The organism is Streptomyces sp. NPDC058371 (genome assembly GCF_042723265.1).
GTDB lineage: Bacteria > Actinomycetota > Actinomycetes > Streptomycetales > Streptomycetaceae > Streptomyces.
On sequence record NZ_JBHXJC010000001.1, the window covers coordinates 977,101 to 989,428 of the forward strand.

At 71.9% G+C, this 12,328-nt stretch carries 9 protein-coding genes; 5 read left to right on the forward strand and 4 right to left on the reverse strand.

Annotated elements, in window-relative coordinates:
- The first annotated feature begins 98 nt into the window (after nucleotides 1-98).
- The 3 genes from ACFWM2_RS04245 (at nucleotide 99) to ACFWM2_RS04255 (ending at nucleotide 4,804) form a co-directional block, all read left to right on the forward strand.
- The gene (locus ACFWM2_RS04245) at nucleotides 99-1,712 is read left to right on the forward strand and encodes an MFS transporter (protein WP_383272797.1); all 1,614 of its coding nucleotides are present in this window, start codon (nucleotides 99-101) and stop codon (nucleotides 1,710-1,712) included.
- On the forward strand, nucleotides 1,709-2,317 hold the full coding sequence (locus ACFWM2_RS04250) for a hemerythrin domain-containing protein (protein ID WP_383272799.1): 609 nt from the start codon (nucleotides 1,709-1,711) through the stop codon (nucleotides 2,315-2,317). Before ACFWM2_RS04245 ends, ACFWM2_RS04250 begins: the two co-directional genes overlap by 4 nt.
- Before the next feature lie 552 nt (nucleotides 2,318-2,869).
- Nucleotides 2,870-4,804, forward strand: a complete 1,935-nt coding sequence (locus ACFWM2_RS04255) for a ricin-type beta-trefoil lectin domain protein (RefSeq protein ID WP_383272801.1) — start codon at nucleotides 2,870-2,872, stop codon at nucleotides 4,802-4,804.
- 97 nt (nucleotides 4,805-4,901) lie between these two features.
- On the opposite strand, the gene ACFWM2_RS04260 is transcribed toward ACFWM2_RS04255, so the two are convergent.
- Both ACFWM2_RS04260 and ACFWM2_RS04265 read right to left on the reverse strand, forming a co-directional pair.
- Nucleotides 4,902-5,903: a 2-hydroxyacid dehydrogenase gene (locus ACFWM2_RS04260; RefSeq protein WP_383272803.1), complete on the reverse strand. Its 1,002-nt coding sequence runs from the start codon at nucleotides 5,901-5,903 to the stop codon at nucleotides 4,902-4,904.
- The gene (locus ACFWM2_RS04265) at nucleotides 5,900-7,069 is read right to left on the reverse strand and encodes a lactate 2-monooxygenase (RefSeq protein WP_383272805.1); all 1,170 of its coding nucleotides are present in this window, start codon (nucleotides 7,067-7,069) and stop codon (nucleotides 5,900-5,902) included. The genes ACFWM2_RS04260 and ACFWM2_RS04265 overlap by 4 nt, the downstream gene beginning before the upstream one ends.
- A 113-nt stretch (nucleotides 7,070-7,182) precedes the next feature.
- On the opposite strand from ACFWM2_RS04265, the gene ACFWM2_RS04270 reads away from it, so the two are divergent.
- Nucleotides 7,183-8,373: a PucR family transcriptional regulator gene (locus tag ACFWM2_RS04270; protein WP_383272807.1), complete on the forward strand. Its 1,191-nt coding sequence runs from the start codon at nucleotides 7,183-7,185 to the stop codon at nucleotides 8,371-8,373.
- Between the two features lie 26 nt (nucleotides 8,374-8,399).
- Here ACFWM2_RS04270 and ACFWM2_RS04275 read toward each other — a convergent pair whose 3' ends face one another.
- Together ACFWM2_RS04275 and ACFWM2_RS04280 are read right to left on the reverse strand one after the other, a co-directional pair.
- Complete coding sequence (locus ACFWM2_RS04275) at nucleotides 8,400-9,080, reverse strand: cyclase family protein (RefSeq protein ID WP_383272809.1); 681 nt, start codon at nucleotides 9,078-9,080, stop codon at nucleotides 8,400-8,402.
- 9 nt (nucleotides 9,081-9,089) lie between these two features.
- Nucleotides 9,090-10,673 (reverse strand): purine-cytosine permease family protein, encoded by a 1,584-nt coding sequence (locus ACFWM2_RS04280; RefSeq protein WP_383272811.1) that lies wholly within the window; start codon nucleotides 10,671-10,673, stop codon nucleotides 9,090-9,092.
- 539 nt (nucleotides 10,674-11,212) lie between these two features.
- Between ACFWM2_RS04280 and ACFWM2_RS04285 the strand changes: the two genes are divergently transcribed.
- Complete coding sequence (locus tag ACFWM2_RS04285) at nucleotides 11,213-12,202, forward strand: LacI family DNA-binding transcriptional regulator (protein WP_383272813.1); 990 nt, start codon at nucleotides 11,213-11,215, stop codon at nucleotides 12,200-12,202.
- Nucleotides 12,203-12,328 lie beyond the last annotated feature (126 nt).

A 12,328-nucleotide genomic window follows, 5' to 3' on the forward strand; every position in this document is an offset into this window, starting at 1 on the left:
GCGGAAAGTGACGTACGTCTCATGCGGTGATCCGGGCGTCACACCGGCCGTGGCGGCCGCCCTCTTGAACGCGAGTCCGACGCAAGGAGACAGACATCGTGTTCAGAAAATGGCACGGCAACCCCTGGGCGATCCTCCTCACCCTGTCGCTGGGGTTCTTCATGACGCTCCTCGACCTGACGATCGTGAACATCGCGATCCCCGACATGGGCCAGGACCTGGATGCCTCCCTCGACGAGATCCTGTGGATCGTCAACGCCTACACCCTCGCCCTGGCCGTCCTGCTGATCACGGCCGGCCGGCTCGGCGATCTGCGCGGCAAACGCACGCTGTTCATCGCGGGCGTCACGCTGTTCACCCTGGCCAGCCTGGCCTGCGGCCTCGCACAGGACCCGGTCCAGCTGATCGCGTTCCGCGCGGTCCAGGGACTCGGCGCGGCGCTGCTCATGCCGCAGACCCTGTCGATCATCGCCGAGGTGTTCCCGGCCGACCGCCGAGGCGTCGCGATGGGGGTCTGGGGCGCGGTCGCCGGCATCTCCGGAGCCCTCGGCCCGATCATCGGCGGCGCGCTGATCACCCACCTCGACTGGCGGTGGATCTTCTTCGTCAATCTGCCGCTCGGGGTGATCGTGCTCGGCCTCGCCGTGGCGCTCATCCCCGGCTCGCGGCGCACGGTCCGCCACCGCTTCGACACCTTCGGCGTGCTGCTCGCCTCAAGTGCGCTGTTCTGCCTGGCGTTCGCCCTGACGGAGGGCGAGCGATACGACTGGAACGGCTGGATCCTGGCCCTGTTCGGCGCGGCGGCGCTGCTGTTCGCGGTCTTCCTGGGCCACGAGCGCGGCCGGCAGAACCACGACCCGCTCGTCCCGTTCTCCCTCTTCAAGGACCGCAACTTCACCCTCGTCAACTTCGTCGGCGTCACGGTGTCGTTCGGCGTCATCGGGATGTTCCTGCCACTGACCGTCTATCTGCAGTCGGTGCTCGGCTTCAGCGCGCTCAAGTCGGGACTGGTGCTGCTGCCCCTCGCGCTCGGCTCGTTCGTGATGGCAGGACCCGCCGGCATCCTCGCGGACCGGATCGGCGGCAAGTACATCCTGATGACCGGGCTGCTCGCCTGGACGGCGGCCCTGGTGTGGATCGCGGCCGCGGCCGACGTCGGCGCGAGCTGGACCGCCGTGGCCCTCCCGCTCTTCCTCGCGGGCCTGGGGGCCGGCTGCACCTTCGCGCCCATGGCCACGGAGGTCATGCGCAACGTGCCGGCCAGGCTCTCCGGAGCGGCGTCCGGGGTCAACAACGCGCTGCGGCAGGTCGGTTCGGTGCTCGCGGGCGCCGTCGTCGGGGCCGTACTCCAGGCCCGGCTCGCCTCCTCGCTCACCGAGCAGGCCCAGCAGCGCGCCGGGCAGCTGCCCGCCCCCTATCGCGACGGCTTCGTCGCCGCCTTCGCCCGGGCCGAGCCCGACGTGAACGGCGGGCAGGCGAGCGGTGTCCCGAGCGGCGTGCCCCGCAATGTCGCCGACCGGATGCGGGAGCTCGGCGGCCAGGTCTTCGGCCACGGCTTCGTGGACGCGATGGGCCCCGCCGTCCTGGTGTCGGCCGCGGTGCTGCTGACCGGCGCGCTCGCCTGTCTCGCCGTACGCCGGCAGCGCGGCCCGTCCGCGAACCCGCACGCCCTTCCCGTGTACGAACCCGAACTGGAGGAAGCCACTTCATGACCATCGACCTCACCGTCATGTACGCCGCCCACGACGCCTTCCGGCGAGACCTGGAACGGCTGGCCGAGGCGGCCGCGCGGGGAACAGCCGACACGCCCCCGGTCCACGCCGGCTGGGACAACTTCAGGCGGCAGCTGCACATCCACCACACGGCCGAGGACAGCGACCTCTGGCCGCGAGTGGAACGCGCCGTCGCGGACCGGCCGCAAGACGTCGCCCTGCTCGCCGAGATGGAGGCGGAACACGCCCGTCTCGACCCGCTGCTCACCGCTGTCGACCAGGCGCTGCACCAGGGTTCGGCCGACATCGCCGCACTCGTCCACGCGCTGGCCGCGGCCCTCGGCGACCACCTGGAGCACGAGGAGAAGAGCGCTCTGCCACTCATCCAGGAGGTGCTGACGCCGGCGGACTGGGGCGCTTTCACGGGGCGTATGCGTGAGACCCAGGGGCTGCGCGGGGCCGCCGTCTTCGTGCCGTGGATCGTCGACGGCATCCCGCCCGCCGATCGGGCCTCATTCCTCGGTGCGCTGCCGCCGCCGGTCCGCGTACTGAACCGGCTCTTCTGGGAGGCGGGGTATCGCAGGAGGGGGCTGTGGCGGGCCTGACGGGCCGCTTCGTCACCGTCCATGGGCCCCTCGGGCCACCCCGCCCTCGGGGCCGCCGACCGAGGGCGGGAGGATCAGGGTCGGCGGCCGGTTTCGCGCGGGAGAGCCGCCGTCCTGCGCGGGGCCTCCGAGAAGGGCCGCTTCCAGTGGACTACCAAGTTCCGTGCGCGGGGAGCGTGCGCGGGGCGCCGGAGCGTGCGCGCGGTTCACACGGGGCGCATGAAATGTCGAAAACCGGTGCGAGCGAAGCAAGTTGCGATCCGGCCCGACTCTCTTTCCATGATGCGTATGTTGCTCAAGTGCCTTGTTGGCCGTCGGCGTGTTGTGCGAGGGTGAACTTCCTTGCGCAGGGGCAATGGCCGGGTCTGAATCTCCGTTCGGTATTCCAGGCCGTCGGTGGGCTCGAAAGGCCCTCGGCGGACGGCCGTCGCGCGGTCTTCGTCTCCGGCCGCTTTCCCGGCGCTCGTCGATAAAGGTACGCACCAACGAGGGTCCTTTTGGCACAACAGAAGCTACTGAGTGCCACCTTGTGCCCTGGAAGGAAACCGCTCTGTGCACACCCCCCACCCCCCACGTCCGTCTTATCCGCCTCGCTCCGCGGCGGCTCCCGGTGAATCGGACGAGAGCCTGGCCGCCCAGCTGAGAGGCCGGCCGGAGGGCGAGGCGACCCGGTCCGTCGCACTGCTGATGGCGCGCCACTGGCAGCCGGCGTACGACTACTCGGTCATCTGCCTCGCCTCTTCGGCCGCCGCCGCCTCGATGGCCACCGCCGCCTCCTTCCACCAGGTCCTGGAGGGTCTGACGAGCGGCGGGGCGGGCGCCGCCCTGCGGCCCCGGCTGCTCGTGACCGTGCGGGACACCGTCAGGGCATGGGCCGGCGACGACGGGACAGCCGGCGCTCTGCCGGATGTGCGGAAGCCCGCCGGGGGACGTGGGATGCGTGCGGCGAAGTCGATGACGGCCGAAAACCGCAAGCTCTCCGAACGCGCATTCCTCGGCCTCCCGGCACTTGCCCAGTGCCTGCTGTGGCACACCGAGGTCGAAGCCGAACACATATCCGTACCAGCTGGTCTGTCGGGCATGGATACCGACACCGCGTCGGTCACTCTTGAGCAGGCACATGAACAATTCCGAGCAGGATGTGTACGCGCGCATCACGAACTCGCACCGAGTCAGGAATGCCGCTACTACAACCGGTTGCTGGACGTTCCGATTCGCCGCGGCGGTGCCTTGCTGCCCGATGTCCAACAGCATCTGCTCGAGTGTCGCTACTGCCGTTTCGCGGCTGAACAACTGAGCCATTTCGAGGGCGGGTTGGGCACCCTTCTTGCCGAAGCGGTGCTCGGATGGGGTGCCCGGCGTTATCTGGAATCGCGCCCCGGACGCGCCCAGCAGGGGGCGCGCGCCCGCGGGGCCGCCCACGGCGCGGCCCGGACCTCCGCAGCCGGCGCCGGACGCGAGGGCGCCGGCGGGGGAGGGGGCCACACGGAAACCGGCGAGGGAGACGGCCGTACGGCGACCGGCGAGGGAAGCGGCGGGCGCCACCGCCTCCTGTCCCATCTCCCCACCCAGGGCCGCCGGAGCCGGCACGGACAGAACAACCACGCCAAGGTGCTCATCACCGGAGCCGGCCTCGCCTCGGCCGCCGTGCTCGCGACCGTGCTCACCACCAGCCTCTGGTCGGACGACGACGGTCCCGCCGGCCCCGCCGCCTCCACCAGCGCGACCGGCAGCCGTACGGCGGCCTCGCCGGCCCCGGGGGTCTCCAACCCGCCCGGCGCGACCTCGCCGCCCGGCTCGGCCGGGGACTCCACGGCCCCCCAGCAGACGCGGCTGCGCAATGTCGCCGCCGACCTCTGCCTCGACATAAGGGGTGCCGAGCCCAAGTCGGGAGCCGGGGCCAAACTGGCGGTGTGCTCGTCCGCCTGGACCCAGCAGTGGTCGTACGAGGAGGACGGCCTGCTGCGCAGCGTCGCCGATCCCGGACTGTGCCTGGACTCCCACGCCGACGCGTCCGGCATCGCCGTCCTTGGCCACTGCGTCTCCGCGAGCGCCAAGCGCGCGGACGACGTGCGCTACGACCTCACCGTGCGGGGCGAGTTGCTGCCCCGCTGGAAGGAGGAGCTCGCCGTCGCGCCGGCCTCCAAGGACCCGAACGCGGACGTCGTCTCCAAGAACCGCAGCGGCTCCGACGACCAGCGCTGGGCGACCGACGCCCCGTCGGCGGCCCCCGATTCGCTGTCCATCGCGGGTACGGCCACGCCGTCGACGCAGCCCGCCAGCGATCCGCCGCCCACCGCCGGCGCGCCCGAGGAACCGGACGAGGAGCGGACGGCCCCGTCGCGACCGGATCCGGAGCCCGCTCCGTCGGGGACCCACAACGAGCCCCGTGCCGTGACCGTCGACCACGACACGAAGCCCGCGCCCGCCCTGCCGCTGCCCCTGCCCGCCCCCCTGTCGGACGTGCTGACGGGCATCGGCCTCTAAGGACTGTCCGGCACCAGGCGTCACAGTGACGTGCCGACGCCGGACCGCCGCGCACCGTGCGGGCCCCTGAGAAACCGGGCCCGCACGGTGCGCCGTGTCACGACACCACGTCCCGCGGCGGCTTGCCCTCGACGAAGTCCGCGACGTTCTGGACGGCGGCCAGTGCGATGCGCACCAGGGTTTCGCGCGTGACGCCCGCGACGTGCGGCGACAGCACCACGTTCGGGGCCCTGAGCAGTCGCAGCGCCGCGGTGGGCGGTTCGGGGTCGAAGACGTCGATACCGGCACCGGCCAGGCCCCCGGCCTCCAGCGCGTCCGCCAGGGCGTCCTGGTCGATCAGGGCGCCGCGCGCGGTGTTGACGACGAACGCGGTGGGCTTGAGGAGCGCGAGCCGCCGCGCGTCGAGCAGATGCCGGGTGGCGTCGGTGAGCGGCGCGTGCAGGGTGACGTAGTCGGACGTGCGCAGGAGTTCGTCGAGTTCGACGTGGCGGGCGCCGCCGAGTTGGGCCTCGGCCTCCGCGCTCAGGGGTTTCGGGCCCGCGTACACGATGGCCATGTCGAAGGCGACCGCGCGCCGGGCGACCTCCTCGCCGATGTGGCCGAGCCCGACGATGCCGAGCGTCTTGCCGGACAGCTCGGTGATGGACTGCTGGAGTCGCGGCAGCGCCCAGTCCGCTTTGGTCAGCGCGGTGTGGGCCGGCACCAGTTGCTTGGCCAGCGCGAGCATCAGGGCGAAGGTCTGCTCGGCCACGTTCTGCTTCTCGGCGCCGCTGGAGCCGATGTTGCAGACCGGGACACTCCGGGCGCGCGCCGCCTCCAGATCGACGTAGTCGAAGCCGTGACTCGCGCACTGGACCAGCTCCAGGCCGGGCGCGGCGGCGAGGTGTTCGGCGGTGACTGGGCTCAGCCCGGTGATGATGACGTGCGCCTCGCGCAGGGCGACCGGATCCTCGTCGGCCGCCTCGACGACGGTCACGCGGGCCTGCCCGGGGAAGAGGGTGGCGAGCCCGGCGCCCGCCGTACGGCCGCCGACGTGCGGCGACACGACGGCGAGGACGTTCTTCTCGGTGTGCTCGGCGGAGCTCGGCGCGGTGGTCATGCGGTTTCCTCGATCAGGTCGTCGGGGCTGAGCGTGCCGGGGCGGGCGTGTCCGGACAGCGCGAGGGTGAGGTCGAACTCGGCGAGCAGACAACGGATCACGTGCTCGACGCCGGCCTGTCCGTCGAGGCCGAGCCCGTACGCGTACGGGCGTCCGACGAGGACCGTCTTCGCACCGAGGGCCAGGGCCTTGAAGATGTCGTCGCCGGTGCGGATGCCGCTGTCGAACAGGACGGTCAGCCGGTCGCCGGCCGCCTCGGCCACGCGGGGCAGCGCGTCCGCCGCGGCGACGGAACCCGCCACCTGACGGCCGCCGTGGTTGGAGACGACGACACCGTCCATCCCGGCGCCGGCGGCGCGGCGGGCGTCGTCCGGATGCAGGATCCCCTTGAGGACGATCGGCCCCTCCCAGTTCTCCCGCAGGAACTCCAGGTCGGGCCAGGTCTTGCCCGGATCCGCGAACATGCTCACGAAGTGCATCACCGCCGCGTTCGGGTCCTCGTGCACCGGCTTGGCCAGACCCGCCTGGAACGCCGGGTCGGTGAAGTAGTTGGCGGTGCCCACGCCGTGCAGGAAGGGCAGAAACGCCTGGTCGAGGTCGCGTGGCCGCCAGGCGAGGAGCGGGGTGTCCAGGGTGACGAGCAGGGTGCTGAAGCCGGCCGCCTTCGCCCGGTTCAGGAAGCTCCGGGTGACCTCCCGGTCCTTCGCCCAGTACAACTGGAACCAGCGCTCCGCGTCGCCCATCACCTCCGCGACCTGCTCCAGCGGGGTGCTGGAGGCCGACGACAGGATGTACGGCACGCCCTGCGCCGCGGCGGCCCGCGCGGCGGCGGACTCGGCGTCCGGATGCATGATCGACAGCACACCCACCGGCGCGAGCGCCAGCGGCGCGGGCAGGGACCGGCCCAACACCTCGACGGACAGATCCCGTTCGTGCACGTCGCGCAGCATGCGGGGCACGATCCTGCGCCGCTCCAGCGCCGCGCGATTGGCGCGTGCGGTGCTGCCGTTGCCCGCGCTGCCCGCCACATAGCCGACCGGACCCGGCCCGAGCCGCTGCTCGGTGAGCTCCTCCAGCCGCGTCAGATCGGTGGGCAGCCGTGGTACGGCGCCCGTCATGCCGTTCAGATAGATCTCGTACTGGAAATCGGCCCAGTGCCTCGTCATCCGTACGTCCCGCCTCTCGTCCCTGAGATCGCGCTGTACACCGTTGATCCTGGCGAGTGTGACAAGGCCAGTCCACTGTGGTGCGCACATCGCGCAGCTGGGACTATCACTCTGTGACAAGCAAGTCCGTCAGGAAGCCCTCGGACGCCAGGGAGCGCGTCCGGCAGGAGATGGCCGCCGACCCGGGCATCGTGGAGGCGGTCGTCGCGGCGGTGCACGAGCAGGTGCCCGTCTACGCCGCCCTCGACGACCGCAGACTGCCCGAGGTACGGGCCATCGCAGCCTGGGGACTGGACCGGCTGCTGCACCTGTGGGCCACCGACGGCGCTCTCGAACCCTCGGACCTCCGGCGGTTCCGGGGCATCGCGGCGGCTCGCGCGGCGGACGGCCGTCCCGTACAGGCGGTGCTGCGCGCCTACCGGGTGGCGGCGACCGTCCTCACGGACGAGATCGCGGCCCGCGCGCCGCGACTGGCCGCCGCGGACGCCTTCGCGCTGGCACGGATGCTGCTGAGCACGCTCGACACCCTCTCCGAGGAGATGGCCGCGGCCTACGCCACCACCAGCGAGGATCTCGCCGGGGACCGTGACCGGGCGCTGCGGCTGCTGCTCGACGACCTGATCGCGGGACGGCACGCCTCGGTCGGCGCGCTCACCGACCGCGCCGCCCGGCTGGGCGTCCAACTCCCCGATCCCTACTGCCTGTTGATCGCAGAGCCGGTCACCCCGGACGGTGTCGACATGTCGCACGACGCGGCGGCCGGACTGCTCGACGCGCTGACCGCCCCGGGCGGCGACACCACCTCGCTGGCGACGGTACGGGGCTCACGCGCCGTTCTGCTGCTGCCGGCCGCCGCCGCGGCGGGCGCCGGTTCCGTGCTGGGCGGGCAGTCGTGGCGGGGCTGCGCCATCTCGGACGAGAGCCTCGACCGGGTCGCCGTCGCCCACCGCCTCGCCGCCGACGCCCTCGACACGGCGCCCGCGCACGCCCACCGCCCCGGCCGGCTGCTCACCGACGCCGACGCCCACGTCCTCGCGCTGCTGGCCGGACACCCCGCCGCCGCCCCCGACCACATCGGCCGGCTCGTCCTCGGCCCGCTGGCCGGCCCCGGCCAACGCCACCTGCTCGAAGCCCTCACCGCCTACATCGACACCGGCTCCGCGAACGCCGCCGCACGCGAGCTGCACCTGCACCCGCAGTCCCTGCGCTACCGCCTGCGCCGCATCCACGACCTGACGGGCCGCGACCCCCGGGACCCCTGGCAGCGCCTCACGCTGGACATCGCCCGCACGATCCGGACCTGACAGCTGCCCCGAAGAAGCCGTCGCGGTCAGGGACAACCCATCCGCCGGCGCACGCGGGCGGTGGCGCGGACCGGTGCGCCGTCCGCGTCGGGCAGGCGGAGTGGGAAGAGGAACACCTCGACCGCGTGCCCGGCCTCCTGGGCCGCGACGACGCGGTCGAGGCCGGTCAGATTCTCGGCGATCACGCCACCCGCGCCGCACAGGACGCGGTGGGCGGGCAGACCTGCGCCGCCGGTGAGGTCCACGCTCAACGCGTCGATGCCGACGGTGCGGACGCCCGCGTTGACGATCGCCTCGGCCGCGTCCGTGGTGAGCCAGGGATGCGCCTGGTACCGGTCGGTGCCCCAGTGCGCCGACCACCCGGTCGCCACCAGGAGGATCGCGCCCGGCAGCAGACGCAGCCGCCCCAGGGCCGGCAGGAGCAGCTCAGGTGTGACAGCGGCCCGGTCCGCCATCCCCCGGACGTCGGCCACGACCGCCGGGCCCGCGAAACGCTCCAGCGGCAGGTCGTCCAGCGTGGGCCACGCCTCGTCGACGTGGTACGGCGCGTCGACGTGCGTCCCCGACTGCGAACCCATGTGCAGCCGCAGCACGTTGACACCGTCGTCGGCGGCGCGCAGGGCCCTGGACACCTCGACCGGCGGGTCACCGGGATAGACGGGCATCCCGGTGGCCACGGGCACGGACAGGTCGAGCCAGGCCTCCATCGGCTTCCCTCAGATCCCCTCGGCGGCGAGCGCGGCCGGTGTTCCCTCGGCCGGGGCGCCGGGGCCGATGATCGGAGACACCGGGACATCGACGGTCCGAGCCAGGCGCGCACCCTCCGGGCCGTACGCCGCCCGGGGTTCGGGGAACAGTCGCAGCAGGGCAAGGAAGAGGATCGCGGCGACCGCCAGGGAGAGCGGCAGGCCGATGTCGATGCCGTTGGCCAGGTCGCCGAGCGGACCGACGAACTGCCCCGGGATGTTGGTGAACAGCACGCCGACCACGGCGGCCACCCACCATGCCGTCATGCCCCGCCAGTTCCAGCCGTGCGTGAACCAGTAACGGCCGCCGCGCTGACGGCGGTTGAAGACCTGGAGCGCGTCCGGGTCGTACCAGCCGCGCCGGGTGAAGAAGCCCAGGATCATCACGACCATCCAGGGTGTCGTGCAGGTGATGATCATGGTGGCGAAGGTCGAGATGCTCTGCACCAGGTCGAAGCCGAAGCGCCCGACGAAGATGAACGCGATCGACAGCACCCCGACCAGCATCGTCGCCTGGACCCGCGACAGCCGCGGGAACACCGACGAGAAGTCGAGCCCGGTCCCGTACAGCGACGTCGTGCCCGTCGACATGCCGCCGATCAGCGCCAGCAGACACACCGGCAGGAAGAACCAGCTCGGCGAGATGGCCAGCAGCCCGCCCACGAAGTCCGGGGCCGCCGGGTCGACGTACTTCGGTGCCTTCGTCGCGATGATGCTCGCGGTCCCCAGGCCGAAGACGAACGGCAGCAGCGTCGCGATCTGCGACAGGAACGCGGCACCCACGACCTTGCGGCGCGGCGCGTCCGCCGGGATGTAGCGCGACCAGTCGCCGAGGAACGCCCCGAAGGACACCGGGTTCGACAGCACGATCTGCGCCGAGCCGATGAAGGACGGCCAGAACAGCGCCTGCGTCGCGGAGTCGGCCGAGGCGGTGAAGACGCCCGCGTACGAGGGGTCGAAGTCACCGGCGAAGGCGACCGCGCCGAGCAGGAACAGCACGGTCGCCGAGGTCACCGCGATCTTGTTGACGAACAGCATGAACCGGAAGCCGTACACGCAGACCGCGAGCACCAGACCGCCGAACAGCGCGTACGCGACGACGTACGACAGCGTGCTGCGCTCCAGGCCGAACAGCCGGTGCGCGCCGCCGACCAGGGCGTCGCCGGAACTCCACACGGAGATGGAGAAGAACGCGACGGCCGTCAGCAGCGACAGGAACGAGCCCACGACCCGGCCGTGCACGCCCAGGTGCGCGGAGGAGGCGACCGCGTTGTTCGTGCCGTTGACCGGCCCGAAGACCGCCATCGGACACAGGATCAGCGCTCCGACGACCACGCCGAGGAGCGTCGCCGCGAGTCCCTGCCAGAAAGAGAGGCCGAAAAGGATGGGGAAGGCCCCGAGGACACAGGTGGAGAAGGTGTTGGCGCCGCCGAAGGCGACCCGGAACAGGTCGAACGGCGACGCGCTGCGGTCCGCGTCGGGGATCCGCTCGACACCGTAGGTCTCGACCTCGGTGAGCGACGGCGGCGGTGCGGCGGGGGAGTTCTCGGACAAAGGTGCTCCAGCGAGGTACCTGTACGCGATGGGCGGCCGAGCGCGTGGTGGCGCGGTGTGTGGGGACGGTGCTGCGCTGCCACCGGAGTGCGTGGCAGGTGCGTCCGCCGTCCCGAGGGGTCTGCCGAAGCTACGGCTCCGCGCGGGCCCCGCACCAGGTGACGGATCATCCATCTTTCTCCTTACGGATGGACCAATGCTCCATGCGCACGGCGAGCTCGGTGCTGGGCGTGCGCCAGGCCGGCCTGCTGTCCTCGCGGTAGGGCACCGGATGCCCATGGAGGAGGACCCTGCGGGCCGTGTTCCGCGGTACCGCCGCCCGGGGCAACAGGCGGGCGCCCGGCCCCGGTTCGCACCGGTCGGGGTGGTGGACGGGTCCGCCGTCCCGGGACTGCGGCGGAATCAAGAAACGTATCCTGGTGACGTTCGCCCGGCCGGACCTCTCGCGGACGTCTCAGCTCGTCCCGGCCTGTGATGAAAGTTGGTCGTCGCCCCACGTGAGCAGTCGTCCTCGGCACCGTCAGAGCACACGGCCGACGATGCGCGATGTCGCGGAACGGGCCGGAGTCGCCCTCGTCACCGTGTCGCGCGTGGTCAACGGCCTCGGCGCGGTCCGTGAGGAGACGGCCGCGCGTGTGCACGCGGCGATCAGCGAGATCGGGTACCAGCGCAACGAGATCGCGCGTTCGCTGCGGCCCGGGCAGAACTCGATGACCCTCGGCCTGCTGCTCGGTGACCTGACCAATCCCTTCTACGCGTCGCTGGCCAAGGCGGCCGTCGAAGTGGCGAGCCAGGCCGGCTACGCCGTCCTCCTCAGCACCGCCGACGAGGACCCCGCCGTGGAACGACGGGCCGTGGGCGAGCTCATCGGCCGGCGGGTCGCCGGTCTCATCATCGTGCCCGACCAGGGGGACCACGCTTTTCTGCAGCAGGTCAACGGCCACGACGAGGTACCGGTCGTCTTCGTGGACCGGCCCGCCACCGGAGCCGAGGCCGATGTCGTCCTCGTCGACAACGAAGGCGGGGGACGCACGGCGACCCAGCACCTGATCGACCACGGCCACCGCCGGATCGCGATCATCGTCGCCCCGTCCTACTACACCACCGGGCGTCGGCTGCGCGGCTACCGCAAAGCGCTGCGGCAGAGCGGCATCGACGCCGACGAGACCCTCGTGGTCACGCTGCGACGCGGGACCACGGAGGAGGCCTCGGCCGCCACCCACGCCCTGCTCACGTCACCGCACCCGCCCACGGCGGTCTTCTCGACCACCAGCTTCCTCACCGAGGGCGTCCTGCGGACGAGCCTGCGGCTCGGCGCCCGTGTCGCGGTGGTGGGGTTCGACGACTTCAAGCTGGCCGACCTGCTTCCCACCCCGGTCACGGTGGTGACCTCGGACACCGAGGAGCTCGGCCGCCGCGCCGCCCGGCTGCTGATCGACCGCATCAACGGCGACGACGCTCCCTTCCAACGGACGGTGCTGCCCTCGCGGTTGGTGGCCCGTGGCACAGGGGAGATCGGGCCCCGATAGCCGGAGGGGGCAGACCTTCGGGGAGCGTGCGCCACCGCGGGCATCGGTGGCCCGCAACAGCCGTACCGGGGGCGGTAGTTCCCGCTGGGTAAACGCCAACGACCTTTCAAGTACGGACCATTGACG

What these genes read in the sequence shown, in the direction of transcription:
- ACFWM2_RS04250 (WP_383272799.1), top strand. Translation starts at nt 1,709, where the DNA reads ATGACCATCGACCTCACCGTCATGTACGCCGCCCACGACGCCTTCCGG.
- ACFWM2_RS04260 (WP_383272803.1), bottom strand. Translation starts at nt 5,903, where the DNA reads ATGACCACCGCGCCGAGCTCCGCCGAGCACACCGAGAAGAACGTCCTC.
- ACFWM2_RS04265 (WP_383272805.1), bottom strand. Translation starts at nt 7,069, where the DNA reads ATGACGAGGCACTGGGCCGATTTCCAGTACGAGATCTATCTGAACGGC.
- ACFWM2_RS04275 (WP_383272809.1), bottom strand. Translation starts at nt 9,080, where the DNA reads ATGGAGGCCTGGCTCGACCTGTCCGTGCCCGTGGCCACCGGGATGCCC.
- ACFWM2_RS04285 (WP_383272813.1), top strand. Translation starts at nt 11,213, where the DNA reads ATGCGCGATGTCGCGGAACGGGCCGGAGTCGCCCTCGTCACCGTGTCG.